Raw genomic sequence first — 24,963 nt, 5'->3', positions numbered from 1 at the left:
CGCACGGAACGTCTTTGCGGAAAGGGCCGGATCTCCGGCCCTTTCTTGTTTGCGGGTCACTCTGATGATCCGGCCCGATCGAGCCCGGGCAGGCGGCCGGGCGACAGGATGCCGGCCGGGTCCAGCGCCCGCTTGAGGGTCGCCAGCACATGCCCCCAGTCGTCCGGCGCCTCGCCCAGGGCCGGCACCGTCGGCCAGCCGAGGCGATAGGGCGAAAAGCCGGCGGCGGCGCACGCGGCGATCAGGCGGTCATGGGCGCGCATGGCGTCGGCGTCGGAGGCCGCGTCGTCGCGATCCCAGGCCAGCGAGACATAGGCATGCAGCGCGCGCGACGAGACGGCCTGAAGCCCGAGCGCGGGATGCAGCCGTGTGCCGGCGACCGTCGTCGTCACGATCTCCTCCAGCGTTCGGATGGCGGCCCCGTCGAAGGGCAGCGCCGGGCAGAGCCACAAGAAACCGCAGCCGTCGAGATCGGGATTGCCGGGCGTCTCCGGGCGCGTGGCCTTGCCCCAATAGGCGCTCATGACGTTGGCGCCGTCGGAAAAGCCGGTGATCGGGGTTTCAAGCCGCGTGCCGTCGTCGGCGCGGTCGCTCGATGCCTTCAGGTCGCGGCAGTGGGGGCCGAGTTCGCCGACGACCAGCTTGCCGGCGACCCGCATCAACTCCGGATGCGGCGCGGTGAGCACCACCGACAGCGCCCAGTCGTCGGGCGCGATTGTCAGCGCCTCCGGCGTTGCGTGATGACGCCCGACGAGGGAGGACACGCGCTTGGCCCCGTTCCAGATCGCCGCGGCATGGGGGGCGACGAGGCCCGCCGTCACCAGCCGTCGCAGGGCGGCGACGGCCCCGTCGAGCCGTTCGGCCGGGCCGATGTCGGCGAGGATCGTGCTGGCATGCGGCAGGGTCGGTTGCAGCGTGACGCGGCCCGACAGCACGACGCCGAGGCTCGACTGGCTGAACAGCCCCTCGACCAGCGGGCCGGCGGGGCGGGCGTGCAGCGCCGAAAGCTCCGGCAGCTTGTGGCGGCCGTGGCCGGTGCGAAAACGCTGCCCCGTCGCCAGCGCCACGTCGAGATCCCACAGCCCGGCGAAGCGGTCTCCTTGCGTCCCCGCGCCTTCGCCGCGTTCCAGCGCATTGGCGAGCACGCTGGCATCCGTCGGTCCGCCGAAGGAGGGCAGATGCCAGGCGAGGCCCTCCGCCTTCAGCCGCGCCTGAAGCGCCGCGAAGGTCACGCCCGGCTCGATGCGGGCGGTGCCGTTCTGGAGATCGAGGTCGAGGATGCGGTCGAGGCGGGAGAGATCGAGCACCACCGCATCGCGCGGCGGCAGCGCCGAGCCGAGCCCCCAGCTCCGTCCCCGGCTGACGGGATGGACGGGGACGCCGTGCCGGCTCGCCAGCGCGAGAAGACCCGGCACGGCCTCGGCCGTTTCCGGTGCCAGCACGGCCAGCGGCCGCGCGGCCCAGGGGATCGTCGCGCGCAGGAAACGCGGTTCGATGGCGTCACCTCGCGCCACGGCGGCCGGGCCGAGGAGGTCGGCCGCGCCGGAGAGAAAGGCGGCGAGGGCTTGCGCCTCGCGCGCCGATTGCGCGTCCATCCGTCCCGTCATCGTCGCACCCCCGTCGTCCCTTTATGCTCATCGGCGCGCCGATTAGACGCGATTCGGCGCGGGCGTGCGACGCTGCACGGGTCGGTCAGCCGAGCACCTCGGCGACCGCCTCGCGGGTCTGCGCGACGATGGTGTCGGCCTCCGCGTGGGTCAGGCAGAAGGGCGGGGCGAAGCCGAGGATGTCGCCCTGCGGCATGGCGCGGCCGATCACGCCGCGCTTGACGAGGGCGGCGGCGATCCGCGGGCCGACCTTGTCGCCGGCGTCGAAGAAGGTGCGCGTGTCCTTGTCCTTGACGAATTCCACGGCGCAGAGAAGCCCCTCGCCGCGCACCTCGCCGACGTTGGCGTGGCCTTCGAGCGCGTTGCGCATCTCGGCATTGAGATAGCCGCCAACCTCGCCGGCGTTGGCGACGAGGTTCTGCTCGTCGATCAGCTTGAGGTTTGCGACGCCGGCCGCCGCGCCGATCGGATGCGCGGAATAGGTCCAGCCGTGGCCGATCGGGCCGTTTTCATCCGTGCCCTGTTCCAGCACCTTCCACACCTTGTCGTTGACGATGGAGCCCGACAGCGGCGCATAGGCCGAGGTCAGCCCCTTGGCAATGGTGATGATGTCGGGCGTCAGGCCGTAGTGGTCGGAGCCGAACATGGTGCCCAGACGCCCGAAGCCGGTCACCACCTCGTCGGCGATCAGCAGGATGTCGTGGCGTGCCAGCACCTCCTGGATCGCCGCCCAGTAGCCCGCCGGGGGCGGCACGATGCCGCCGGTGCCGAGCGCCGGCTCGCCGATGAAGGCGGCGATGGTGTCGGCGCCCTCGCGGGCGATCAGCGCTTCCAGATCGGCGACGCAATGGGCCACGAAATCCGCTTCCGACATGTCGAGGTCGGGTCGGCGGAAATAATAGGGCGCGGTCGTGTGGTGAACCTGCGCGAGCGGCAGGTCGAACTTCTTGTGGAACAGCTCCAGCCCCGTCAGCGAGCCGGTCATCAGGCCCGAGCCGTGGTAGCCGCGCCAGCGCGAGATGATCTTCTTCTTCTCGGGGAGACCGCGGATGTTGTTGTAATACCACACGAGCTTGATGTTGGTCTCGTTGGCGTCGGAGCCCGACAGGCCGAAATAGACCTTCGACATGCCCGCCGGCGCGCGGTCGAGCACCATCTTCGCCAGTGTGATGGAGGTCTCCGTGCCGTGGCCGACATAGGCGTGATAATAGGCGAGTTCGCGCGCCTGCGCGGCGATGGCGTCGGCGATCGCGGTCTGGCCGTAGCCGACGTTCACGCAATAGAGCCCGGCGAAGGCGTCGAGCAGCTTCGTGCCGTCGCGGTCCTCGATGAACACGCCCTCGCCGCCGGTGACGATGCGCGTCGGGCTTTCGCCGCGCGCATGCTGGGCCAGATGCGTGGAGGGGTGCATGAAGGCCTCGCGGTCCCACTTGTCGAGCTGGTCGTTGGTCAGCATTTGTGTCTCCCGTTTGGTGTCTGGGTTGTTTGTGCCGGGTGTTTCGTGTCGGGTTCTGCGCGCCGCGCGGCCCCTCAGGCCCAGTCGCGGCACACGTATTTGAGGTCCATGAAGTCCTGCATGCCGAGCGCGGCGCCCTCGCGCCCTAGGCCGGATTGTTTCATGCCGCCGAAGGGGATCGGCGCGCCGGTCACCTTGGTGCGGTTCACCGCCACCATGCCGTAGCGCAGGGCCCGTGTCAGGCGATAGATGCGCCGGGCGTCCTGCGTGTGCAGATAGGCGACCAGACCGTATTCGCTGTCGTTGGCCCGGGCGATGGCCTCCGCCTCGTCGTCGAAGGGCGCGATGGCGGCGACGGGGCCGAAGGTTTCCTCGCGCATGATCAGCGCGTCATGCGGCACGTCGGCGAGCACCGTCGGCTTGAAGAACAGCGGTCCGGCGTCGTGCCGTTCGCCGCCGGTCAGAAGCCGTGCCCCGCGCTCCAGCGCGTCGCGCACATGGGCCTGCTGCTTGGCGACGGCATTCTCGTTCATCAGGGGGCCGATGTCGGGGTCGTCGAGCCCGCGTCCCACGGTGAGCGCGGCGGTGCGCTCGGCAAACGCCTTGCAGAAGGCGGCATAGAGCGGGCGGGCGACATAGAAGCGGTTCGCGCCGAGGCAATCCTGCCCGGAGGTCGCGAACTTCGCCTTGACCGCTTCCTCCTCCGCGCGCTCGAGATCGGCGTCGGAGAAGACGAGAAACGGCGCATGCCCGCCCAGTTCCAGCACCATGCGCTTCACCGTCTCGGCGCATTGGCGGTAGATCAGCCGGCCGACCTCGGTGGAGCCGGTGAAGGAGACGGCCCGCACGCGCGCATCCGCCGTCCAGGCGCCGACGATGGTCGCCGCGTCGCCCGGTACCACGTTGAAGACGCCCGGCGGAAAGCCCGCGCGTTCCGCGAGCTCGGCGAGCGCCAGCGCGGAATAGGGCGTCTCGTGCGAGGGGTGGACCAGCACGGTGCAGCCGGCGGCAAGGGCGGCGGCCGCCTTGCGGGTGATCATGGCGCAGGGGAAATTCCACGGCGTGACGAGGGCCGCGACGCCCACCGGCTCCAGCCACAGCTCCATTTCCGCGTCGGGCAGATGCGAGGTCACGCTGTCGATGTTCGGCCGCTTGGCTTCCTCGGCGTAGAACTCGGCGAAGGAGGCGGCATAGTCGATCTCGCCGCGCGATTCGGAGATCGGCTTGCCCTGTTCCAGCGTCATCAGCCGGGCGAGATCCTCCTTGTGCGCGACGATCAGGTCGAACCAGCGGCGCAGCGCGTCGGAGCGCACCTGCGGCAGGGCGCCGGCCCAGTCGGGAAAGGCGGCGTCGGCCGTGTCGATCGCGGCGCGCGCCTGATCGCGCGTCAGCGCGGCGACCTCGCCGAGCGTGGTGCCGCGCGCCGGATCGCGCACGGCAAGGGTGTCGCCGGTCTCGCCCGACACCCAGCGTCCGCCGACATAGCCGAACTGACGCACCAGGCGCAGGTCGCTCACCCCGGTGATGCCGCTGACCGGGCCGGCATTGCGCGCCGCCGCGCCGGTCCGCATCTCCCGGTCCGCGCTCGCATCGCCCGTCACGGTCTGGCCGGTCGCCGTTTGGCCGGTCGCCGACCTGTTGGTCACTGTCTGGCTGGTCATGGCGTCGCGCTCCCTCCTGAGACGTTCCGTTGCCGTGCAGGATGGCGCGGATCGCGCAGGAGATGCGTCCAATTCATGCGGCGCGAGCAGACGATCCGTCTTTTCTCGCCGGCCTCAGGCGTCCGATCGGTCGCCTGAGGGCAGAAGGGCGTCGAGCGGCGGCGGGCCGTCGGCCTTCACCGGCTTGGTGACGATGTAGGTGTAATAGCGCGCAAGCCCCAGACCCTGCTCCAGCATCCGGTCGATCAGCCGCTGGTAGCTGTCGACGTCGCGGGTGACGATCTGCATCAGGTAGTCGAAGCCGCCGCCGAGCGCCCAGCACTGGACGATTTCCGGCTCGCCGCGCACCATCTGTTCGAACGCCTGAAAGGCGCCGGCGCCGTGGTTGTCCAGCTCGAGCGTGACGAAGACCGTGACATGCGGGGCGAGCTTTCTGAGCGCGATCTCGGCGCGGTAGCCGGCGATGATGCCGGCCTTCTCCAGCCGCTTCAGCCGCTCCCAGCAGGGCGTGGGGGAGAGGTTGATGCGGCGCGCCAGATCCGCCTTGGACAGGCGGCCCTCGCGGGCGAGGACGGAGAGGATGGCAAGGTCGCGGTCGTCGAGGCGCAGCATGTCCAAGGTCTTACAGGGGGAGGCGCGCGTCTGTCCATGTCGTCGGTCTGGCGACAGGGCGCGTCCCATGGCGCGGCTCACGCGGTGCAGCGACCCCGCAACGGAATGCAATCGCCGCAAGCGACATCTGCTGGTCTGATCGCGACACGGCCGCAAAACCCCTGTCCAAGACCGCCACGTCGTGTGTACAACGCGAAGAAGCTGTTTTTTCTCGCACAATGAGGGGATACATGCCGGCTGTCGAACTACCGTTCTCCCGGGCAGAGTTTACGCGGCGTCTCGAAAAGGTGCGCGCCGCCATGCGCGAACAGGAAATGGATGTCCTGTTCGTGGAGGATCCCTCGAACATGGCCTGGCTGACCGGCTACGACGGCTGGTCGTTCTACGTGCACCAGGGCGTGCTCGTCTTCCACGACGAGGACCCGATCTGGTGGGGCCGTCTGCAGGACGCCAACGGCGCGATCCGCACGGTGTGGATGGATGACGACCGGGTGTCGGGCTATCCGGATTTCTTCGTGCAATCGACCGTGCGCCATCCGATGGAGACGCTGGCCGCCATCATCCGCAGGCATGGCTACGAGGCCCGGCGCATCGGCGTCGAGCTGGAAAACTACTACTTCTCGGCCAAGGCCTATCTGACGCTGCAGGCGGAATTGCCCGACGCCCATTTCGTGGATGCGACCGCGCTGGTGAACTGGCAGCGGGCGGTGAAGTCGGAGGAGGAAATCGTCTTCATGCGCCGCGCGGCGCGGATTTCTGAGAAGGTGATCGACGGCATCCTGGCGCGCATCGAGCCGGGCATGCGCAAGACCGATCTCGTCGCCGAGATCTATGCCGACGCCATTCGCGGCACGGAGGATGCCTGGGGCGACTATCCCGCCATCGTGCCGCTGCTGCCGAGCGGGTCGGACGCGGCCGCGCCGCATCTCACCTGGGACGGGCGGCTGATCGAGAAGGGGTCGGCGACCTTCTTCGAGATCGCCGGCTGCTACCGCCGCTATCACGCGCCGTTCTGCCGGACGGTCTATCTGGGCAAGCCGCCGCAATATCTGCTGGACGCCGAAGCGGCGCTGGTGGAGGGCCTGGAAGCGGGGCTCGACGCGGCGCGCGCGGGCAACACGGCGGCCGACATCGCCGAGGCGCTGGGCGCGCCGCTGGCACGCGCCGGCATCGACCGCGCCGCGCGCTGCGGCTATCCCATCGGCGTGTCCTATCCGCCCGACTGGGGCGAGCGGACGATCTCGCTGCGCCCCGACGACGACACCGTGCTGGAACCCGGCATGACCTTCCATTTCATGCCCGGGCTTTGGATGGACGACTGGGGGCTGGAGATCACCGAGAGCATCCTGATCACCGAAAGCGGCCCGGCGGAGTGTCTGTGCAACCGGCCGCGGGCGCTTTTCGTCAAGGATTAGGGCTGCTAAACCTTGGCCATGTCCCTGCTCGACGACACGCGCGCGATTCTCGCCGACCTGATCGCCTTTCCCACGGTGTCGGCGGACAGCAATCTGGAGCTGATCGCCTATGCCGCCGACCGGCTCGGGGATCTCGGCGCGCGCACCAGCGTGATGACCGACCCGAGCGGCCACAAGGCCAATCTCTTCGCCACGCTGGGGCCCGAGGGCGACGGCGGTATCGTGCTGTCGGGGCACAGCGACGTGGTGCCGGTGGAGGATCAGGACTGGTCGTCCGATCCTTTCACGCTGCGCGAGGCCGACGGTCTGCTCTACGGACGCGGGACCTGCGACATGAAGGGCTTCATCGCGGCGGCCCTTGCGGTCGCGCCGCGTTATGCCGCCCTCGATCTCGCCCGGCCGGTGCATTTCTGCTTCACCTATGACGAGGAAGTCGGCTGTCTCGGCGCGCGCCAGCTCGTCGACGATCTCAAGCGGCTGAAGATCCGCCCCGCCGTTGCCATCGTCGGCGAGCCGACCGAGATGCGGATCATCGAGGGCCACAAGGGCTGCTGCGAATACACCACCACCTTCACCGGGCTCGAGGGCCACGGCTCCAACCCGGACGCGGGCGTCAACGCGGTGGAATACGCCGTGCGCTACGTCTCGCGGCTGATGGAACTGGCCGAGGCGCTGAAGTCCCGCGCCCCCGCCGACAGCCGCTTCGAGCCGCCCTGGACGACCTTGCAGATCGGCAGCCTCTCCGGCGGGGTGGCGCATAACGTCATCCCCGGCCACGCCAGCGTGGAGTGGGAGATGCGCCCCGTGGTGGAAGCCGACCGGCTCTTCGTGCGCGCGCAGATCGAGGCCTACGCCGCCGAGGTGCTGCTGCCGGCGATGCGCGCGGTCGCGCCGCAGGCGAGCATCGAGACGCAGGTGATCGGCGAGGTCTGCGGGCTGGAACCCGCAGACGACAACGAGGCCCGGCGCATCGTCGCCGAACTCACCGGGGCGAATGGCGCGGATGTGGTGGCCTTCGGGACCGAGGCCGGCCTCTTTCAAGGGCTCGGCATGTCGGCGGTCGTCTGCGGACCGGGCTCCATCGCCCAGGCGCACAAGCCGGACGAATACGTCAGCCTCGACCAGCTGCAATCCTGCCTCGACATGCTGACCGGGCTGGAGCGCCGGCTGACGGCCTGAGCGGCCATTTCTCAGAAAGGACGCGGATGCAACCGGCGCTGCGCGGTGTTGTGTCCGTGGTTGCAATTCCTGACTGCGTTTGCAGAAAATTCCCTTTCTGGTTAGGCTCGTTTCGGCGCTGCATGTTTCGCTCGCGCCGAGTCCTGTTTTGCGTTCGTCAGCCATTTCGCTTGAGGAGTTCATCATGGTCAGTTCCAGGGAAGATCGCCCCAGCAACAAGGACATCATGACGCGGATCGTCGTGAAGTGCTGGACCGATCCCGATTACAAGGAAAAGCTCGCCAAGGATCCCCGCCGAATGCTCGAGGAGGAGGGGTTCGAGTTCGAGAAGGGCGGCGACGTCAAGGTGCAGTTCCACTTCGACAGCAAGGATGTGAAGCATATCGTCATCCCGACGCCGCCGGACATCCTGAAGCTCGACAAGGACGACCTGATGACCATCGCCGCGCAGGTGATCGCCATTCAGCTTGAGCTCTTCTGACGCGCGCGGAGTGCCCATCATGACCGTGCCCGGAATCTCGCCGCCCGAGGGGGCGGCGAGCCTTGCGGCGTTGCTGGCGCCGCTCACCGTCGAGACGTTCTTTGCCGACTATTACGAGAAGCAGCCGTTGCATCTGTCGGGGCGCGGCGTCGCCGACCGCTATCCGGCGTTTCCGGGGATCGATGGCTTCGAGCATCTGCTTTGGAGCCAGGAGGAAAAGCTGCGCCGGGTGCTGCGCGTGAACCGGCAGGGGACCTACTTTCCGATGCCGCATCCCTCGCAGGGCAAGAGCCTGTTCCGCTGGTCGGTGGACCGGCTCGCGGAGGGCTGCACGCTCATCCTCAACGGCATGGACACCATGTCGGTGCCCGTGGCCCGGGCCGCGCGCGCCATCGAGGCGGAGTTCGGCGGCAAGGTCGCCGCCAACGGCTTTCTCACGCCGACCGAGCAGCAGGGTTTTCTCGCCCATTTCGACACGCATGACGTCTTCATCCTGCAGCTCGAGGGCACCAAGCGCTGGCCGCTGTTCGACCAGCGCATCGAGCTGCCCATCGACCGGCAGATCCATCTGATCGATCAGGCCAGCGTCGGGGCGCCGAGCGCGGTGTTCGATCTGGAGCCCGGCGATCTGCTTTATGTGCCGCGCGGCCTGGTCCATGGCCCGCACACGCTGGAGGGGCATTCCTTCCACATCACCATGGGCTTCCGGCCGCTGCGCTGGGTCGACTACCTGACGCATCTGGTGCAGATCGCGGCCGAGCAGGACCCGGCCTTTCGCGCCTCCATCCTGGAGCGCGAGGGCGAGGGGTTCGAGACGCTGCTGTCGGACAAGCTCGACCGGCTGGTTGCGGCCGCCGGCAAGCCGCGTCCGCGCCGGCTCGCCATGGAGCGGTTTCACGAGACCTTCGGCGCGCAGCTCCGCCCGCTGCCGGGCGCGCACATCCGCACCGCCACGCAGGCCGAAACGATCCTGGCCGACACGCCGCTGCTGCGCCGGCCGGAGTGTCCCTGTCATGTCTATGAGCAAGGCGACGCGGTGCGCATCCAGTTCCCCGGCATCGGCATCGCCACCGACGAAAACCTGCAACCCGGTTGCATCGAGGCGCCGCTGATCGCCGGCGGCGCGCTGCGGAAGATCGCGCGCTCCACCGGGCCCTTCACCGCGCGCGATCTGCCCGAGCCGCTGGAACTTGCCTCGCGCGTCGATCTGGTCCGCACGCTGGCGAAAGCCGGACTTCTGGTCGTCTGCGGCGAGGAATGATCTGCCACGGCGATGTCACCCGGGTGCCGGGACACGCCGGGTGCCGCCGCCTCGTGCGCCACGCGCTCGCGCCCCTGCGGGAATCAGCGCCGACCGATTGGCTGTCGCAGGCCGCCTGGGAGGCGCTCGAGACGGAGGGGGCGGAGGCGCTGACGCGTCTCGCCGTGCCGGAAACGGTGCTTGTCCAATGCGCCGGCGGCGCGGCGCCGCTTGCCGGGCTCGAAGCGGTCGACGATCCGGTCAACCTGCTCGATGCGGCAGCGGCGGGGAGCCTGCTGGCGGCGCTTGGCCGCTTCCTGAGCGACTGGCGCCAAGGCGTCGCGGCCATGCTTGAGCGGCTCGCGGCCGACCGTCATGCCCTCTCGACGCAGCTCGCCATCGCGCCCGGGGCGCATGTTTCAGCCATCGAGGGACCTTGCAGCGAGTATCACGGGGCGGCCTGCGTGCGGCGGATCGTGTTTTCCGACGGGCGGGCGGTCGCCTACAAGCCGCGCCCGGTGACGCGCGAGGCACAATGGGCGCGACTGGCCGGGTGGCTGGCCGAGACGGAGATCGCGGAACTCTTCGCCGCCGACACGCTGGTCCGCGACGGCTACGGCTGGTGCGCGTGGATCGCGGCCGGGGAGGTGCCGGACGACGCGGCGCTTGGTGTTTTCTACAAGCGGGCCGGGGAACTGCTGTTCTGGCTGTGGCTCACCAATTCGCGCGATGCGGTGGCCTCCAACCTTGTGGCGCGCGGCGCCGAGCCGGTGCTGATCGACTGCGAGACCTGCTTTTATCCGGGCCATGCCGACGCGGCGTCGGATCTGTCGCGCACCGGCTATCTGCCGACACCGGGCGGCGATCCGGCGCGCTCGCGCAGCGGGCTCGCCCGGGCGGCCGAGGTGCGCCATGCGGTGCGCGCCGTGGAGGTCGATGCCGCGGGGCGTGTCGCTCTGGTCCGCCGTGAGGTCGCGGACGCATCCCTGCGCCACTTGCCCCGCCGAGGCGGGCTTGCGCGGCCCGTGCAGGGCGCTGCCGTGCGGCGCGGTTTCCGCACGGCCTGGCAACGGGCGGCCGCGCGCGCGTCCGACCTGCTGGCACCCTCCGGTCCGCTGCGGGTGGACGTTTCCGGGACCGGGACCAAGACGGAAGCCGGGGCGGGGCGTTTCGTGGTGCGTCCCACCGTCCTCTATGGCGAGTTGCTGGCCGGCTATCTGGCCGCCGCACGCCGCACCGGTTGGCTCGACGAGATGCTGTCCGCCCTGCCGCCGCCTGCGGGGCCGTCCGATCCGGACGCGCAAGCGAGGGTGCGCGCGCAGGAGCGCGACCAGCTCGCGGCGCTTTCCATTCCCGCCTTCGCCTATCGGGCCGTGGGGGAGGAGGTACGTCTGGTCGCGCCGGATCTTCCGCTCAAGGGCATGATCTCCGGGGAAGCCTGTGCGGCGCGCCGGCTTGCCGCGCTGGACGAGACGGGGCTCGCCGCAGCACTTGCGGAGATCGAGGCGGCCCTTTGCGCGGAGAGCGACCCTACTCAAACGGAATGAAGCTTCGCGCCTCGTAGCGCTTGCGCCAGCGCGGGTCGGCCTCGACGAAGGCCACCGGCAGCAGGTCGAAGGCGATGGAAATGCGCGCGTCGGCGCCGTCGTAGGGCGCGACCGAATGGGCCAGACCCGGCCGGGCGAACAGGGTCAGATCGCCGGGCCGATTGGCGATCTCGACCGGCGCCGACGTGCCGTAGCGGGTCGTGCTGCCGCTGGTCGAGACGTTGAGATGCCCGTGCAGCGGATAGGGGTGGGCGTGCTGCGGCAGGCCCTGGCCGGCGCGCAGGATGTTGGACCAGCACTGGATGTAGGCGGGCTTGGGTTTGAGGTCGAGTTCGGCGCGCAGATGCGAAATCGCGGCGCGCACGGCCGCGCGCAGGGCGTCATAGGCCGGTCCGGCCCGGGCGAACAGGTTGTAATGCGCATAGCGGGAGGAGGCGACGTCGTCGTGGCGCGCGTCCCAGTCCGCGCTCATCGGCAGGGCCAGAACCTCGGCCTCGCGGGCGAGGATGTCGTCGCGCAGGGCGGCGAGCGCGTCCGCCGCCTCCCAGCGGTAGATCCTGAGCGGCACGCCGTCGATCTCATGCGCGGCGCTCAGGGAGAGGCATTGTCCATCATCGGGGCGGGGGCCGGTCGACGTCGTGCCGGTGCTGGCGGCGCGACTGGCGAGGGGGGCGGTGTGTGCGGCCATGGCGGCGGTCCGTGCAGCGTTTCGGCAAGATGGGTGACGAAATCGGGCGCCTCGGCGGCGCGGGCCGCCAGATCCTGTGTGTCGAGCGGCGGGGCGTCGGTTTCCGGCGCGTCGAACAGACCCATGCCGGAGAGCACGGCGTTCCAGTTGCGCGCGCGGTAGAAGTGGCCTGGGTCGTTGTCGATGCGCTCGAAATCGCCGTGCCGTGCCTCGGCCAGCAGACGGGCGAGTCGCGGGCCCGGCGCGCGGGTCTGGATCTCGCGCCAATAGGCGCTGTCGCGCCGCCGGCTCAGCCGGTAGTGGGCGAAGACGAAATCGGCGGTGGTGTCGAAGCGCTCCCGGCACAGCCGGTCCCAGCGCCCAAGATCCGCAAGGCCGGGCACCAGCGACATGATGTTGGCCTGTGTCATCGCCAGCCCGGTCGATTCCAGCGGTTCGATGAAGCCGAAGGCGCCGCCGAGCGCGACGCAGTTTTCCGCCACGGCGCGGGCATGGCGGCCGTGCCGGAAACGGATGTGCATCGGCTCCAGATCGTCGTCGGCGGAGAGGCCGAGATGCGCCTTCAGCCGCGCGGTCGCGTCGTCGGGTGTGAGATGACGGCGCGCGTAGCAGTAGCCGGCGCCGAGCCGCGACCACAGCGGGATTTCCCAGATCCACCCCGCCTCTTGCGCCGCGCAGCGGGTGAAGGGGAAGGGTCGCGTCGCGATCCGCTCGTAGGGCACGCGCAGCGCGACGGCCGCGTCGTTCGGCAGGGTGTCGTCGAGCCCGTGAAACGGCGTTTGCAGGGCATCGCCGAGCAGCAGGCCGCGAAAGCCCGTGCAGTCGATGAAGAGATCGGCCTCCAGATCCTCCACCGCCGCGATGGCCCGCCCGCTCCGGCGCACGCGTTCGGCATGGGCCGCGATCCGGGTGACGCCGCGCGCGGTCGCCAGATCGCGCAGAAAGCCGGCGTAGCGCGTGGCGCAGACATGATAGCCGCGCGCGCCCTGTCCGGGGTCGAAGCGGTTGGCCCGGCACAGCCAGGTCGCGGGGAAGGCGTCCTGCGCATGCGGATGCGCGTCGACAGGGCCGGCAGGCCGGCCGAAGGGGTGGAAGAAGCCGGTGCCCAGATCGGCGAACTCCTCGAAGGCGATGCCGATCTTGTAGGTGCCGTCGACGGCGCGCAGGAATTCGGCCTCGTCGATCCCGAGCGCCGCATTGAAGCGGCGCGACACGGAATTGAGCGATTCCCCGACGCCGAGCGGAGGGACATCGGGCGATTCCATCACGGCGATGTCGAGGGACGGCAGAAACCGATTGAGATAGGCGGCCGCCATCCAGCCGGTCGCGCCGCCCCCGATGATCGCGATGTCGACCCGCGCGTGCATCCTCCCCCGCTCCCGTGCCCTTTTCCGTGCTGTCAGGATGTCCTGCAACTATGAGTGGGTCAAGCGGGAAGGCGCGCTTCCCGCAAGGGCACCCTGTCCGACGGGGCTGGGACTGACGCAGCGTTGCGGCGGCGTCCGCAATTCCGCGAATTGGGCATGTGACAATTTGATGACACTCTGAGGGGGGCTTTCCCTCGGCGGAAAGCCGTCTTCCACGGGAGGAGCCGATGATCAGTCTGGAAGACTGCATCGCGATGAGCGGGCTGAGCGAAGAAGAAATCCACGCCATCGCCGAACACGAACACGTCAGCGACGCGGTCGCCTGCGGCCTCGCGCAGTATCTCTCGGCGGCGAAGACCGGAACACAGAGCGTCCGCGACATGATCGTCGACGACATTCGCGCCGCGCAGGCGCGCGGGGATGCCGGACACGTGCGCGAGCTTTTGCATGTGCTGCATCATTTCCTGCGCGCGCATCCCGAGGCGCGACCGGCGGTGCATCCCTGGAGCGGCAGGTTCTGAGCTGTGCGGGCCTGCCGGGCGAGGCCGGCGTCGGTGCGAGAGGAAAAACGCCCGGGCCGCCGAAGAGGAGGGAGACAGCGGGTGCCCGGGCGGGGCCGACGCGCCGGGGGCGCGTGCGGCCGATGTCTGTGCCGCGCGCGTCTCAGAAGGACAGGATGCGCGCGTTCTCCGCGATCAGGTGACCGGCCATCTGCGGCGGCTTGGCGACGCCGACGCCGTCGAGCAGCACCTCGGGACCGCTGTCGCGGTTGGGAAGATAGATCGCGCAGACCTCCACCGGCGTGCCCTCGGACATCAGCTTCTTCATCAGGTCCTGCGGACCGATGCCGAGCGGCTTCTGCGGGGCGGTGGCGGAGGCGGGCGCGTCCTTGAGCGCAAGATCGGCGGCCGGACCGCACAGCAGGATGCGCGTGCCCGCGCCCTGCTGCATCGACTGCATGGTGAGCACCATCGCCATCATCTGCGTCTGGGCGTCGGGCGCGGCCAGCACGGTCACGAGGTCGGGCTTGGTGCCGTCGGCGGACTCGGCCTTGACCGGCAGGGCGGCGGCGGCCGTGACGGCGAGCGCGAGAACCAGTTTCCTGAACATGTAGGGTCGTCCTTGTGCTTGGGAGGAAAGGGATAAGGGAAAGAGGCGCCTAGGCGTCGTCGCGGCGGGTGAAGGCGGCCAGTGCGACATAGGCGAGGATCGTCAGGCCGATGGCGCCGGTGACGCCGATGGCGATCAGGACGATCACGTCGATCGGGCCGCCGATGTCGGAAAAGCCCGAACTGGTGATCCATTGCACGAAGAGGATGGCGGCGATGGCGCCGACCGGGGCCATCAGTTCCGCGCGCAGCAGGCGGCTGCCTTCGAGCCTGTGCTCGCGCACCACGACATAGACGAAGGCGATGGTGATCGCGACGGCGGCGACGACGAGCCCCCAGAACAGGAGGGGGCCGAAGATTTCCTCGAACACCGCGAGAATGGTGGAAAAGGTGAGATCCTTCATGGTCGCTCCTCCCTTACGCGCGGCCGCGCAGCATGGCGTTGTAGGTGGCCTTCAAGGCGATCTCCTTCATCAGCCAGGAGATCCACAGCTCTTCCAGCGGCGCGATCACGCCGGGGAAGGAAGGCGTGAGATTGTTGTTGTAGTCGAACTCCACCAGCATCGCCCGGCCGATCCGGGTGATGAGCGGGCAGGAGGTATAGCCGTCGTAGCGCGCGTCGCTCTCGCGTCCGGCGATCTGGGCGACGAGATGGTCCTCGACCACCGGCACCTGCCATTTCACGCTGGCCGCCGTCTTGCCCTTGGGCACGCCGGCGACGTCGCCCACGGCGAAGACGTTTGGATAGCGGGTGTGGCGCAGGCTGTGCTTGTCGACCTCGACCCAGCCCTCGTCGACCCATTTGCCGGTCTTCCACGAGAGCGGGCTGTTCTTCACGACATCGGGCGCGCGCATCGGCGGAATGACGTTGGTGAAGTCGTAGCCGATCTCCCTGGGCCCCTCCGGCGTGTCGAAGGTGGCGATCTTGCGGCCCGGGTCGATCGCGGTCATCACGTGGTCGTAGACGGGCGCGACGGCGCGATCCTCGAACAGCATGCGCACCTTCTCGTTGACGATCGGCACCGAGAAGAAGGTCTTGTTGTGGGCGGCGTAGACGATCTCGGTCTTGGCCCGGGTGCCCTTGCGCCGCGCATAGTCGTCGGTGAGGAAGGTGTATTTGAGCGGCGCGCCGGCGCATTTCATTTCCGTCGCCGGACGGGTGAAGAGCGCGACGCCGCCCTTTTCGGTGAAGCGGTCCATCTCCGCCCAGGTTCGGGCGGCGTAGTCCGGGCCGGCATAGACCGCGCCGATGCCGTTGGTGCCGACGAGATCGAGCGACATGCCCTCGATGGCCTCGAAGTCGAGCTTCAGACCGGCGGCCACCACCAGATAGTCATAGGCGATGGATTTGCCGCTCGTGGTCACCACGCGCTTCGCGTCCGGATCGATCTCCGCGGCGCCTTCCGCGATCCAGTCCACGTCGCGCGGCAGCCAGTCGGCGGTGGCGGTGGTGGAATAGTCGGCCGGCTTGAGGCCGGCGGCGATCAGCGTGAAGCCGGGCTGGTAGTAATGGTCCTTGCGCGGATCGAGAATGGTGACCTTCGCGCCGTCGAGCCGATCCATCAGCCGGTTGGCGAGCGCCGTGCCGGCCGCGCCGGCGCCCAGAATGAGGATGCGGGCGTCCGTCTTCACCGTCTGCGCGGCGCGCGCGGCGGGAACCGTGGACAGGGCCGCGAGGCCGGCGGACAGGGCGAGGAAATTGCGTCTGGTGGTCTGCAAGGCGTTTCTCCCGGTTCCCCGGCGACCCGCGTTCCGGCGCGCCAGGCACGCCCGAACGTCCCCGCACGGAGTGAATACATTCGTTAATGTGAATTAAAGAGCGCCCGCCCATCGGTCGCGTTGATTTTTCGCAATCCGCCGAAAAAAAAGTGGTGTTTCAAATGCGCCTAAAGTCGCAAGCCGCCTGAACAGCCCGGTTTCCGGGCGTCATTCCGGGTCTCAGGTCTCGGACGGCGTGTCGGTTTCCGAGTGCACCGCGAGGCGGACGCGCTCGGCGGCGAAGCGGGTGCGGCTGTACTGGATCGGCCGTCCCTGCGGATCGGCGTTCACGGCGATGGTGACGAGCACGACGGCGCCCGGCTGCAAGCCGAGATCGGCCCGGTCGGCGCTTGTGGCGGGGGCGGCGGAAATCTCGGTCGCGACGCGCACATAGTCGGTCACGCCGCAGGCCGCCAGCGCCCGGGTGATCGACGGGTCGCGGGCGTAATGGGCGGGAAGCTCGGCGAAGCGGTCGGCGTCGAACCAGCTCGTCGCCCGCGACAGCGACGTGCCGTCGGCCTCGCCCACGCTTTCCAGCCGGATCACGGGCGTGTCAGGCGCCAGATGCAGCGCCTTGGCGACTGCCTCGCTGGCCGGCTCCGTGACCGCCTCGACCAGCCGTGTCGTGGCGCGGGCGACCTGTCCGCCGAGACCGGCGGAAAAGCGGGTGCGCGGGCCGATCGGATAGGTGACGCGGTTGTGCGGCACGATGGAGGTGCCCCGTCCCTGGACGGTGGTCACCAGCCCGTCGCGGGCGAGCGCTGCCAGCGCCTGGCGCACGGTATGGCGGTTGACGTCGAATTGCGCGGCCAGCGCGGCTTCCGTCGGCAGCTTGCCCGTCTCGTCATAGGCGCCATTGCCGATGGCCGCGCGGATGTCGTCGGCGATCTGCCGCCAGAGCGCCACGCCGCTGCGCCGTTCCAGTTCCCCCACCCGCTGCGTCTCCTTCGTTGCCGCAGGCTGTCGGCCGCGTCTCTTCGCCGTTTGTAGCGATCTGTCCGGCGTCATCAACCCGTCATCTCGAAGGGGTAGATTTCCCTTCGTTGGTTGTCTATAAAACTATATAAATATGCCGAGCGGGTTAGAACGGCCCGGCGGACCAGACGCGACGCCGGTTCGACCCTGACCCATGGCCCGGGAAAGAGCCGGGGACGGGCCGGAAGGGGCCGGTGCCGGGGTCTGGCAGTCGGGACGGCGGCAGGATGCCAGGCGGCGGAAAGACGGGGCCGCGCGGGGTGGCCGCACGATTAAGGCACCGCGCGGGGCGCGCGGTTGCAGTGACAGGGAACCGCGCGCCCCGCGTGGTTGAAGCGAACAGGGACTGCGCGGGGCGCGGTCCGGGGACAGGTCGGGCGCGCGGCGTGCGGCCCGAAAAGCGGAGCAAGGGATGTCGGTTGATGCAACGCCGGTGCCGCCCGATGCGGCGGGACTGAAGACCCTGATGGATGTGCTCGCGGCCTCGCCGCGCGCCGAGATTGCCGCCTGTGCCGAGGCGCTGGAGCCGTTGCCGGACGCCGCGCCCGTGCGCGGTCCGGAGGTCGGTCTGGTGATGGTGCGCGGGCGCATCGGCGGCGACGGCGCGCCCTTCAATCTGGGCGAGGCGGCGGTCACCCGCGCCACCGTGCGGCTTGCGGACGGGACGGTCGGTCACGCCTATGCGCTCGGCCAGGACCGTGCCAAGGCCCGGCTGTCGGCGATCCTCGCCGCCCTTTGGTCGCAAGGTACCCGCCGCGCCGACGTGGAGCGGGCGGTCTGCGCGCCGCTCGCCGCCGCGCGCGCCGCCGAGGTGTCGCAGGTGCGCCGCGAGGCCGCCGCGACCAAGGTCGATTTCTTCACAATGGTGCGGGGGGACGACTGATGTCCGCGACAGGCTTTTCCGCAGCCGCCGTCGAGGGGGGCTTCGCCGATCCCGTGCTCGATGCGCAGGCCGCCTTTCATGCGCTGATGCAGGCGATGGCGCGCCCGGGCACGGTGCAGCCGCTCGCCGTCGAGGCCGGGCCGCCGCAGCCCCCCGCGCCGATGACGCCCGGTCTCGCCGCCGTGGCGCTGACGCTCGCCGATCCCGACACGCCGGTCTGGCTGTCGCCCGCGCTCGCCACCCCGGCGATCAAGGCGTGGCTTGCGTTCCATTGCGGCTGTCCGGTCGTCGACGATCTCGGCACGGCGGCCTTCGTCTTCGCCGATACGGCGGAGGCGGTGCCGGACATGGCCGCGCTTTCAGCCGGAACGCAGGAGTATCCGGATCGCGGCGCGACGCTGGTGCTCGCCGTTGCCGCCCTTGAGGGCGGTCCGGCTCTGACGCTCGAAGGGCCCGGCATCGACGGGTCGACCGCCCTCGCGCCCTGCGGCCTTGCCGAGGACTTCGTCGCGCAGCGGGCGGCGAACCGCGCGCTCTTTCCGCGCGGCGCCGATCTGATCCTTGTGAGCGGAATGCAGGCGGTGGCGCTGCCGCGCTCCACCGTCGTCACCCGTCGCGAACTCCAAGAGGCCGTCTGACATGTATGTTGCCGTCAAGGGCGGAGAGGCGGCCATCGCCAACGCCCACAAGATGCTCGCCGACCGGCGCCGGGGCGACCGGTCGCTCCCCTTCATCACCATCGACCAGATCGTCGAGCAGCTCGCGCTCGCCGTCGACCGGGTGATGGCCGAGGCGTCGCTCTATGCGCCCGATCTCGCGGCGCTCGCGGTCAAGCAGGCGCGCGGCGACATGATCGAGGCGATCTTCCTGCTGCGCGCCTATCGCACCACGCTGCCGCGCTTCGGCGCGTCGCGCCCCATCGAGACCGGCGAGATGATCGCCGAGCGCCGGATTTCGGCGACCTACAAGGATCTGCCCGGCGGTCAGGTGCTGGGCCCGACCTTCGACTACACCCATCGCCTGCTCGATCCCGAGCTGGCCGGAGAGGCGGAGGTCGATCCCGCGCCGGCGCGCGCGGAAGAAGGCGCGCCGCTGACCCGGGTCGCCGACATTCTGGCGCATGAGGACCTGATCGAGGCGGCGTCGAAGGACGACGCGGCCACGCCGGAGCCCTCGGGCGACCTGACGCGCGAGCCGATGGAGTTCCCGATGGCCCGCGACCTGCGCCTGCAGGCGCTGGCGCGCGGCGACGAGGGCTTTCTGCTGGCGCTCGGCTATTCGACCCAGCGCGGCTACGGCCGCACCCACCCCTTCGCCGGCGAGATCCGCATGGGCGAGGTGCTGGTGGAAATGGACGTGCCCGAGCTCGGCTTCGCCGTGGCGCTGGGGCGGATCAAGGTGACCGAGTGCCAGATGGTCAACCAGTTCGCCGGCTCGGCCAAGGCGCCGCCGCAGTTCACGCGCGGCTACGGGCTCGTCTTCGGCCAGTCGGAGCGCAAGGCGATGTCCATGTCGCTGGTCGACCGGGCCTTGCGCGCCGGCGAGCTCGGCGAGGACCGGGTGGCGCCCGCGCAGGACGAGGAATTCGTCATCTCGCATGCCGACAACGTGCAGGCCACCGGCTTCGTGGAACACCTGAAGCTGCCCCATTACGTCGACTTCCAGGCCGAACTCGATCTGGTGCGCCGTCTGCGCAGGGAATTCGACGCGCGACAGGCGGCGGATGACGCCGCCGGACCCAGCCAGGAGGCGGCGGAATGACCATGCTCAGCCAGGACATCGCCAGTTACAACTTCGCCTATCTCGACGAACAGACCAAGCGCATGATCCGCCGGGCGATCCTCAAGGCGATCGCCATTCCCGGCTATCAGGTGCCCTTCGCCAGCCGCGAGATGCCGATGCCCTATGGCTGGGGCACCGGCGGCGTGCAGGTCACGGCCTCGATCATCGGACCGGGCGACACGCTCAAGGTGATCGACCAGGGCGCCGACGACACCACCAACGCCGTGTCGATCCGCGCCTTCTTCCAGAAGGTCGCCAATGTCGCGGTGACGACGCGCACGGGCGAGGCGACGATCATCCAGACGCGCCACCGCATTCCCGAGGAGCCGCTCGGCGAGGGGCAGGTCATCGTCTATCAGGTGCCGATCCCCGAGCCGCTGCGCTTCCTGGAGCCGCGCGAGACCGAGACGCGCAAGATGCATGCGCTCGAGGAATACGGGCTGATGCACGTCAAGCTCTACGAGGACATCGCCCGTCACGGTCACATCGCCACCACCTATGCCTATCCGGTGCTGGTCGCCGGCCGCTATGTGATGGACCCCTCGCCGACGCCGAAGTTCGACAATCCGAAGATGGACAATTCGCCGGCGCTGCAGCTCTTCGGCGCGGGCCGCGAGAAGCGGATCTACGCGATTCCGCCCTACACGAAGGTGGTGAGCCTCGATTTCGAGGACCATCCCTTCGAGATCCAGTCCTTCGAGGAGCCCTGCGCGCTGTGCGGCGCGGAAGGGACCTATCTCGACGAGGTCATTCTCGATGACCGGGGCGGCAAGATGTTCGTCTGCTCCGACACCGACCATTGCGAAACGCGGCGCGCCGCCGGGCATCGTGGCCGGCTCGCGGCCGAGGACGCCTATGCCACGAAGGAGACGGCGCAATGAGCGCGTTTCACGACGACGCCCGACCGCTCCTGTCGGTCGCGGGCCTGACCAAAATGTATGGAGCGCGCACCGGCTGCCGGGACGTCGATTTCGACGTCTACCCGGGCGAGGTGGTCGCCATCGTGGGCGAATCCGGCTCCGGCAAGACGACGCTGCTGAACTGCATTTCCACCCGGCTGGAGCCGACGCGCGGTTCGGTGCGCTACCGCATGCGCGACGGCGAGATGCGCGACCTCTACCGGCTCGGCGAGGCCGAACGCCGGCTCCTGATGCGCACCGACTGGGGCTTCGTGCATCAGAACCCGGCCGACGGGCTGCGCATGACCGTGTCGGCCGGCGCCAATGTCGGCGAGCGGCTGATGGCGGTCGGCGAGCGTCATTACGGCACCATCCGCGAGACGGCGCTCGGCTGGCTCGGCCGGGTGGAGATCGCCGAGGATCGCATCGACGACCAGCCGCGCGCCTTTTCCGGCGGCATGCGCCAGCGGCTGCAGATCGCGCGCAATCTCGTGACCGGCCCGCGCCTCGTCTTCATGGACGAGCCGACCGGCGGTCTCGACGTGTCGGTGCAGGCGCGCCTGCTCGATCTGTTGCGCGGGCTTGTGGCCGATCTCGGCCTGTCGGCCATCGTCGTCACGCATGATCTGGCGGTGGCGCGGCTCCTGTCGCACCGCATGATCGTGATGAAGGACGGCGCGGTGGTCGAGGCCGGTCTCACCGACCGGGTGCTCGACGATCCGCAGGCGCCCTACACGCAGCTTCTCGTTTCCTCGATCCTGCAGGTGTGATCATGACCGACACGACCCTCTCCGGTTCGACCTCCGATGCCATGGCCGCCGCCGTGGTTCGGGTCGAGGCGCTCTCCAAGGCGTTCACCATGCATCTGCAGGGCGGCCTCGTGCTGCCGGTGGTGGAGGGCGCGACCTTTACCGTCGACGCGGGCGAATGCGTCGTGCTCGGCGGCCCCTCGGGGGCGGGCAAGAGCTCGATCATGAAGATGCTCTACGGCAATTACGCCGCGCAGGGCGGGCGCATCCTGGTGCGCCATCGCGAGGAGATGGTCGATCTCGTTGCCGCCGAACCGCGCCAGGTGATCGCGATCCGTCGCGACACCATCGGCTACGTCAGCCAGTTCCTGCGCACCGTGCCGCGCGTCACCGCGCTCGACGTGGTGGCCGAACCGCTGACCGCGCGCGGCGCCGATGCGGAGGCGGCCCGTGCCCGCGCCGCCGAAATGCTCGCCCGCCTCAATGTACCGGAGCGGCTGTGGTCGCTGCCGCCGGCGACCTTTTCCGGCGGCGAGCAGCAGCGGGTGAACATCGCGCGCGGCTTCATCACCGATCATCCGGTGCTGCTGCTCGACGAACCGACCGCCTCGCTCGATGCCACCAACCGGCGCATCGTCATCGAGATGATCGCGGAGAAGAAACGGGCCGGCGTCGCGCAGATCGGCATCTTCCACGACGAGGAGGTGCGCGAGGCCGTCGCCGACCGGATCATCGACGTCACGGCCTTCGCGCCGCAGCGCGCCGCGTGAGGGAGGGTCGCATGACGAAACTCGGCGAAACCCCGCTCGTTCACACAACGGCCGAGGTGCACGACAGCCGGCTCGGTCGCTACACGGAAGTGGCCGAGCGGGTGCGCATGAGCGAGACCGATTTTGGCGACTATTCCTACGTGATGCAGGACGGCATCATCTGGTGCGCCGAAATCGGCAAGTTCGCGAACATCGCGGCGGCGGTGCGGATCAACGCCACCAATCATCCGACCTGGCGCGCCACCTTGCACCATTTCACCTATCGGGCGAACGACTACTGGCCGGACGCCGAACCGGACGAAGCCTTCTTCGACTGGCGGCGCGAGGGGCGGGTGCGGATCGGCCACGACGTGTGGATCGGGCACGGCGCGACGATCCTGCCCGGCGTCACGGTCGGCGACGGCGCGGTGATCGGCGCCGGCGCGGTCGTGTCGCGCGATGTGGCGCCCTACCAGATCGTCGGCGGCGTTCCGGCGAAACCCATTCGCGCCCGCTTTCCCGAGGATATCGCCCGGCGCATGCAGCGTCTGGCCTGGTGGGACTGGGACCACGACCGGTTGCGGGACGCCCTTGCCGACTTCCGCGAGCTCGACGCCGAAGCCTTCCTGAAGCGCCACGAAACGGTGGGCTCGGACGCTTAGGTGGCTCCGTAAAAATACTGTCAATCAACTGTCATGAAACCGCAGAAGCCCTGTCATGAATGACCGGTATCGAATGTCCCAACACAAAAATTGGGGCGTCTATGTTCAAGTTAGAGGGTGTCACGCGCAAGTTCGGAGCGAACACGGCGGTGAAGGCGGTGTCGCTGGATATTCCGGACGGGCAGATGGTCGGGATCATCGGGCGGTCGGGCGCGGGCAAGTCGACCCTGCTGCGCATGATCAACCGGCTGATCGATCCCAACGGCGGTCGGATCGTCTTCGGCGAGACGGAAGTATCGAGCCTGCGCGGTCAGGCGCTGCGCGACTGGCAGCGCGACTGCGCCATGATCTTCCAGCAGTTCAACCTGGTGCCGCGGCTCGACGTCTTGACCAATGTGCTGCTCGGCCGGCTCAATCACCGCTCCTCGGTGAAGAACCTGCTCGGCATGTTCTCGCGCACCGAGCGGGCGATGGCGATCGCCGCGCTGGAGCGGCTCGACATCGCGCAGACGGCGCTGCAGCCGGCCGGCACCCTGTCGGGCGGCCAGCAGCAGCGCGTCGCGATTGCGCGCGCGCTGATGCAGCGGCCGAAGATGGTGCTCGCGGACGAGCCCATCGCCTCGCTCGATCCGCTGAACGCCCAGAAGGTGATGGACGCGCTGAAGGACATCAACGCGCGCGAGGGCATCACCGTCATCACCAATCTGCACACGCTCGACACGGCGCGCAGCTATTGCGAGCGGATCGTCGGCATGGCGCAGGGCGAGGTCGTGTTCGACGGCACGCCGGAGATGCTGACGAGCGAGGCGGCGCGTCGCATCTACGGCGCCGACAGCCAGGAGCTGTCGGAAGCGATCACATCCACCAGCATCACGGCCGCGCCGCGCGCGGCCAAGGCATCCGAGGGGGCGCTGCAGCCGGTCTACGCCGGCTGACCTTGCGCGCGCGCTCCCGGATGCGGGGGCGGGCGTTCGGCGGTCTCGTATCCTAGTGGGAGCGTCGGTCCGTGCGGGCCGCGTGTCCCCGCGCCCACGGATCGGTGTCCCACGTCACGGGGCCCAAGGGACTCAAACGGCCGGGTGATCCGGACCACAATGGAGACGTCAATGCTCAAGAGCACTCTTCTTGGCGCGGTTGCGGCCGCCACGCTTCTTCTGACCGGCGGCGCGATCGCGCCGGTGCAGGCGGAAGACCTCAAGGAATTCCGCATCGGCATTCTGGGCGGCGAGAACGAAGCCGACCGTCTGCGCAACTTCCAGTGCCTGACCGAAAAGCTCCCCGACGTGCTCGGCGTGGAAAAGGTTTCGCTCTTCCCGGCCGCCGATTACGACGGCGTCGTGCAGGGCCTGCTGGGCGGCACGCTCGACTACGCGGAACTCGGCGCCTCGGGCTATGCCAAGGTCTACCTGAGCGATCCGAAGGCGGTCGAGCCGATCCTCACCACCATCCAGACCGACGGCTCCACCGGCTATTATTCGGTGATGGTGGCGCATGCCGACAGCGGCATCACTTCGCTGGAGGACATGAAGGGCAAGAAGCTCGGCTTCGCCGATCCGGACTCCACCTCCGGCTTCCTCGTCCCCTCCGTGACGCTTCCCGAGGCGATCGGCGGCCCGATCGACGGCTACTTCGCCGAGACCGGCTTCGGCGGCGGCCATGAGAACCTGGTGCTCGAGGTCGTCAAGGGCACCTTCGACGCCGGAACCACCTGGGCCTCGGGCGTGGGCGACTTCAAGGACGGCTACACCTCCGGCAACCTGCGCAAGATGGTCGACAAGGGCATCCTCGACATGGATGACCTGGTCGAGATCTGGAAGTCGCCGCTGATCCCGAACGGCCCGATCGTGGTGCGCAGCTCGATGTCGGACGACATGAAGGCCAGGTTCAAGGCCTTCATGATGGCGCTGCCGGAAAGCGACAAGGACTGCTTCTCCGCGATCCAGGGCGGCGACTACGCCGGCTTCACGGAAGTGAACGAGGACTTCTACAAGGCGATCATCGCCGCCCGCAAGGCGAAGATCGGCTCCTAAGCCTCACCTGTCCGGGGCGGGCGCCGGCCGATGCCGGCGCCCGTCTCGCGCCCGCCAGACTGCCTCGCCGGACTGCGCCGCCAAGCCCGCCTCACAAGACTGGCCCCGCCGTCA

25 protein-coding genes are annotated in these 24,963 nt (G+C 69.1%); 15 read left to right on the top strand and 10 right to left on the bottom strand.

Features of this window, described 5'->3' with window-relative positions; translation table 11 throughout:
- Nucleotides 1-56 precede the first annotated feature (56 nt).
- The 4 genes from ABL312_RS13580 to ABL312_RS13565 all read right to left on the bottom strand — a co-directional run bounded on the left by ABL312_RS13580 (nt 57) and on the right by ABL312_RS13565 (nt 5,336).
- Nucleotides 57-1,607 (bottom strand): FAD-binding oxidoreductase, encoded by a 1,551-nt coding sequence (locus ABL312_RS13580; protein WP_349357927.1) that lies wholly within the window; start codon nt 1,605-1,607, stop codon nt 57-59.
- A gap of 85 nt (nt 1,608-1,692) precedes the next feature.
- The gene (locus ABL312_RS13575; RefSeq protein WP_349357926.1) at nt 1,693-3,063 is read right to left on the bottom strand and encodes an aspartate aminotransferase family protein; all 1,371 of its coding nucleotides are present in this window, start codon (nt 3,061-3,063) and stop codon (nt 1,693-1,695) included.
- 74 nt (nt 3,064-3,137) lie between these two features.
- Nucleotides 3,138-4,634 (bottom strand): NAD-dependent succinate-semialdehyde dehydrogenase, encoded by a 1,497-nt coding sequence (locus tag ABL312_RS13570; protein ID WP_349361414.1) that lies wholly within the window; start codon nt 4,632-4,634, stop codon nt 3,138-3,140.
- 204 nt (nt 4,635-4,838) lie between these two features.
- Nucleotides 4,839-5,336 (bottom strand): Lrp/AsnC family transcriptional regulator, encoded by a 498-nt coding sequence (locus tag ABL312_RS13565; protein ID WP_349357925.1) that lies wholly within the window; start codon nt 5,334-5,336, stop codon nt 4,839-4,841.
- A 230-nt stretch (nt 5,337-5,566) separates the two neighbouring features.
- On the opposite strand from ABL312_RS13565, the gene doeA reads away from it, so the two are divergent.
- From doeA to ABL312_RS13540, 5 genes are all read left to right on the top strand, one after another.
- Nucleotides 5,567-6,751 (top strand): ectoine hydrolase DoeA, encoded by a 1,185-nt coding sequence (gene doeA / locus ABL312_RS13560; protein WP_349357924.1) that lies wholly within the window; start codon nt 5,567-5,569, stop codon nt 6,749-6,751.
- 18 nt (nt 6,752-6,769) lie between these two features.
- Entirely contained in the window at nt 6,770-7,930 is a 1,161-nt protein-coding gene (gene argE, locus ABL312_RS13555) for an acetylornithine deacetylase (protein WP_349357923.1), read from the top strand.
- A gap of 184 nt (nt 7,931-8,114) precedes the next feature.
- Complete coding sequence (locus ABL312_RS13550) at nt 8,115-8,411, top strand: hypothetical protein (protein WP_349357922.1); 297 nt, start codon at nt 8,115-8,117, stop codon at nt 8,409-8,411.
- Nucleotides 8,412-8,430: 19 nt separating this feature from the next.
- Nucleotides 8,431-9,672: a JmjC domain-containing protein gene (locus ABL312_RS13545; protein WP_349357921.1), complete on the top strand. Its 1,242-nt coding sequence runs from the start codon at nt 8,431-8,433 to the stop codon at nt 9,670-9,672.
- On the top strand, nt 9,669-11,198 hold the full coding sequence (locus ABL312_RS13540) for a DUF4135 domain-containing protein (RefSeq protein WP_349357920.1): 1,530 nt from the start codon (nt 9,669-9,671) through the stop codon (nt 11,196-11,198). Before ABL312_RS13545 ends, ABL312_RS13540 begins: the two co-directional genes overlap by 4 nt.
- On the opposite strand, the gene ABL312_RS13535 is transcribed toward ABL312_RS13540, so the two are convergent.
- Complete coding sequence (locus tag ABL312_RS13535) at nt 11,182-11,766, bottom strand: hypothetical protein (RefSeq protein ID WP_349357919.1); 585 nt, start codon at nt 11,764-11,766, stop codon at nt 11,182-11,184. The two genes, ABL312_RS13540 and ABL312_RS13535, sit on opposite strands and share 17 nt — an antisense overlap.
- 23 nt (nt 11,767-11,789) lie before the next feature.
- Nucleotides 11,790-13,253: a tryptophan halogenase family protein gene (locus ABL312_RS13530; RefSeq protein ID WP_349357918.1), complete on the bottom strand. Its 1,464-nt coding sequence runs from the start codon at nt 13,251-13,253 to the stop codon at nt 11,790-11,792.
- Nucleotides 13,254-13,480: 227 nt separating this feature from the next.
- Here ABL312_RS13530 and ABL312_RS13525 point away from each other — a divergent pair, with 227 nt between their 5' ends.
- On the top strand, nt 13,481-13,774 hold the full coding sequence (locus ABL312_RS13525) for a hypothetical protein (RefSeq protein WP_349357917.1): 294 nt from the start codon (nt 13,481-13,483) through the stop codon (nt 13,772-13,774).
- Between the two features lie 142 nt (nt 13,775-13,916).
- On the opposite strand, the gene ABL312_RS13520 is transcribed toward ABL312_RS13525, so the two are convergent.
- The 4 genes from ABL312_RS13520 to phnF form a co-directional block, all read right to left on the bottom strand.
- Entirely contained in the window at nt 13,917-14,363 is a 447-nt protein-coding gene (locus ABL312_RS13520; protein WP_349357916.1) for a hypothetical protein, read from the bottom strand.
- A gap of 49 nt (nt 14,364-14,412) precedes the next feature.
- Nucleotides 14,413-14,766, bottom strand: coding sequence for a DUF5368 domain-containing protein (locus ABL312_RS13515; RefSeq protein WP_349357915.1), 354 nt, complete (start codon nt 14,764-14,766; stop codon nt 14,413-14,415).
- 13 nt (nt 14,767-14,779) lie between these two features.
- A complete protein-coding gene (locus ABL312_RS13510; protein WP_349357914.1) occupies nt 14,780-16,081 on the bottom strand; it encodes an FAD/NAD(P)-binding oxidoreductase in 1,302 nt (433 codons plus the stop codon).
- A 219-nt stretch (nt 16,082-16,300) separates the two neighbouring features.
- Nucleotides 16,301-17,053, bottom strand: coding sequence for a phosphonate metabolism transcriptional regulator PhnF (gene phnF / locus ABL312_RS13505; protein ID WP_349357913.1), 753 nt, complete (start codon nt 17,051-17,053; stop codon nt 16,301-16,303).
- A 454-nt stretch (nt 17,054-17,507) separates the two neighbouring features.
- Here phnF and phnG point away from each other — a divergent pair, with 454 nt between their 5' ends.
- The 9 genes from phnG to phnD all read left to right on the top strand — a co-directional run bounded on the left by phnG (nt 17,508) and on the right by phnD (nt 24,849).
- Complete coding sequence (gene phnG, locus ABL312_RS13500) at nt 17,508-17,978, top strand: phosphonate C-P lyase system protein PhnG (protein ID WP_349357912.1); 471 nt, start codon at nt 17,508-17,510, stop codon at nt 17,976-17,978.
- Nucleotides 17,978-18,616: a phosphonate C-P lyase system protein PhnH gene (phnH, locus tag ABL312_RS13495; protein ID WP_349357910.1), complete on the top strand. Its 639-nt coding sequence runs from the start codon at nt 17,978-17,980 to the stop codon at nt 18,614-18,616. The genes phnG and phnH overlap by 1 nt, the downstream gene beginning before the upstream one ends.
- Before the next feature lies 1 nt (nt 18,617).
- Nucleotides 18,618-19,739, top strand: coding sequence for a carbon-phosphorus lyase complex subunit PhnI (locus ABL312_RS13490; RefSeq protein ID WP_349357909.1), 1,122 nt, complete (start codon nt 18,618-18,620; stop codon nt 19,737-19,739).
- Nucleotides 19,736-20,641, top strand: a complete 906-nt coding sequence (locus ABL312_RS13485; protein WP_349357908.1) for an alpha-D-ribose 1-methylphosphonate 5-phosphate C-P-lyase PhnJ — start codon at nt 19,736-19,738, stop codon at nt 20,639-20,641. The genes ABL312_RS13490 and ABL312_RS13485 overlap by 4 nt, the downstream gene beginning before the upstream one ends.
- A complete protein-coding gene (gene phnK, locus ABL312_RS13480; protein ID WP_349357907.1) occupies nt 20,638-21,429 on the top strand; it encodes a phosphonate C-P lyase system protein PhnK in 792 nt (263 codons plus the stop codon). Before ABL312_RS13485 ends, phnK begins: the two co-directional genes overlap by 4 nt.
- 41 nt (nt 21,430-21,470) lie before the next feature.
- Nucleotides 21,471-22,178 (top strand): phosphonate C-P lyase system protein PhnL, encoded by a 708-nt coding sequence (gene phnL / locus ABL312_RS13475; protein ID WP_349361413.1) that lies wholly within the window; start codon nt 21,471-21,473, stop codon nt 22,176-22,178.
- Between the two features lie 11 nt (nt 22,179-22,189).
- Nucleotides 22,190-22,819, top strand: a complete 630-nt coding sequence (locus ABL312_RS13470) for a DapH/DapD/GlmU-related protein (RefSeq protein WP_349357906.1) — start codon at nt 22,190-22,192, stop codon at nt 22,817-22,819.
- A gap of 101 nt (nt 22,820-22,920) precedes the next feature.
- Nucleotides 22,921-23,754, top strand: coding sequence for a phosphonate ABC transporter ATP-binding protein (phnC, locus tag ABL312_RS13465; RefSeq protein WP_349357905.1), 834 nt, complete (start codon nt 22,921-22,923; stop codon nt 23,752-23,754).
- A gap of 171 nt (nt 23,755-23,925) precedes the next feature.
- Nucleotides 23,926-24,849 (top strand): phosphonate ABC transporter substrate-binding protein, encoded by a 924-nt coding sequence (gene phnD / locus ABL312_RS13460; RefSeq protein WP_349357904.1) that lies wholly within the window; start codon nt 23,926-23,928, stop codon nt 24,847-24,849.
- Nucleotides 24,850-24,963: the final 114 nt, after the last annotated feature.

Origin of the sequence: Stappia sp., from assembly GCF_040110915.1 — a bacterium.
GTDB lineage: Bacteria > Pseudomonadota > Alphaproteobacteria > Rhizobiales > Stappiaceae > Stappia.
The sequence above is the reverse complement of the archived record's forward strand: the minus strand, read 5'-3'. Positions and strand labels throughout refer to the sequence as shown.

Excerpts from the sequence above, each read along its gene's own strand:
- ABL312_RS13580 (WP_349357927.1), bottom strand. The coding sequence starts at position 1,607 with ATGACGGGACGGATGGACGCGCAATCGGCGCGCGAGGCGCAAGCCCTC.
- ABL312_RS13575 (WP_349357926.1), bottom strand. The coding sequence starts at position 3,063 with ATGCTGACCAACGACCAGCTCGACAAGTGGGACCGCGAGGCCTTCATG.
- ABL312_RS13570 (WP_349361414.1), bottom strand. The coding sequence starts at position 4,634 with ATGCGGACCGGCGCGGCGGCGCGCAATGCCGGCCCGGTCAGCGGCATC.
- ABL312_RS13565 (WP_349357925.1), bottom strand. The coding sequence starts at position 5,336 with ATGCTGCGCCTCGACGACCGCGACCTTGCCATCCTCTCCGTCCTCGCC.
- doeA (WP_349357924.1), top strand. The coding sequence starts at position 5,567 with ATGCCGGCTGTCGAACTACCGTTCTCCCGGGCAGAGTTTACGCGGCGT.
- argE (WP_349357923.1), top strand. The coding sequence starts at position 6,770 with ATGTCCCTGCTCGACGACACGCGCGCGATTCTCGCCGACCTGATCGCC.
- ABL312_RS13550 (WP_349357922.1), top strand. The coding sequence starts at position 8,115 with ATGGTCAGTTCCAGGGAAGATCGCCCCAGCAACAAGGACATCATGACG.
- ABL312_RS13545 (WP_349357921.1), top strand. The coding sequence starts at position 8,431 with ATGACCGTGCCCGGAATCTCGCCGCCCGAGGGGGCGGCGAGCCTTGCG.
- ABL312_RS13540 (WP_349357920.1), top strand. The coding sequence starts at position 9,669 with ATGATCTGCCACGGCGATGTCACCCGGGTGCCGGGACACGCCGGGTGC.
- ABL312_RS13530 (WP_349357918.1), bottom strand. The coding sequence starts at position 13,253 with ATGCACGCGCGGGTCGACATCGCGATCATCGGGGGCGGCGCGACCGGC.
- ABL312_RS13525 (WP_349357917.1), top strand. The coding sequence starts at position 13,481 with ATGATCAGTCTGGAAGACTGCATCGCGATGAGCGGGCTGAGCGAAGAA.
- ABL312_RS13520 (WP_349357916.1), bottom strand. The coding sequence starts at position 14,363 with ATGTTCAGGAAACTGGTTCTCGCGCTCGCCGTCACGGCCGCCGCCGCC.
- ABL312_RS13515 (WP_349357915.1), bottom strand. The coding sequence starts at position 14,766 with ATGAAGGATCTCACCTTTTCCACCATTCTCGCGGTGTTCGAGGAAATC.
- phnG (WP_349357912.1), top strand. The coding sequence starts at position 17,508 with ATGTCGGTTGATGCAACGCCGGTGCCGCCCGATGCGGCGGGACTGAAG.
- phnH (WP_349357910.1), top strand. The coding sequence starts at position 17,978 with ATGTCCGCGACAGGCTTTTCCGCAGCCGCCGTCGAGGGGGGCTTCGCC.
- ABL312_RS13490 (WP_349357909.1), top strand. The coding sequence starts at position 18,618 with ATGTATGTTGCCGTCAAGGGCGGAGAGGCGGCCATCGCCAACGCCCAC.
- ABL312_RS13485 (WP_349357908.1), top strand. The coding sequence starts at position 19,736 with ATGACCATGCTCAGCCAGGACATCGCCAGTTACAACTTCGCCTATCTC.
- phnK (WP_349357907.1), top strand. The coding sequence starts at position 20,638 with ATGAGCGCGTTTCACGACGACGCCCGACCGCTCCTGTCGGTCGCGGGC.
- phnL (WP_349361413.1), top strand. The coding sequence starts at position 21,471 with ATGGCCGCCGCCGTGGTTCGGGTCGAGGCGCTCTCCAAGGCGTTCACC.
- ABL312_RS13470 (WP_349357906.1), top strand. The coding sequence starts at position 22,190 with ATGACGAAACTCGGCGAAACCCCGCTCGTTCACACAACGGCCGAGGTG.
- phnC (WP_349357905.1), top strand. The coding sequence starts at position 22,921 with ATGTTCAAGTTAGAGGGTGTCACGCGCAAGTTCGGAGCGAACACGGCG.
- phnD (WP_349357904.1), top strand. The coding sequence starts at position 23,926 with ATGCTCAAGAGCACTCTTCTTGGCGCGGTTGCGGCCGCCACGCTTCTT.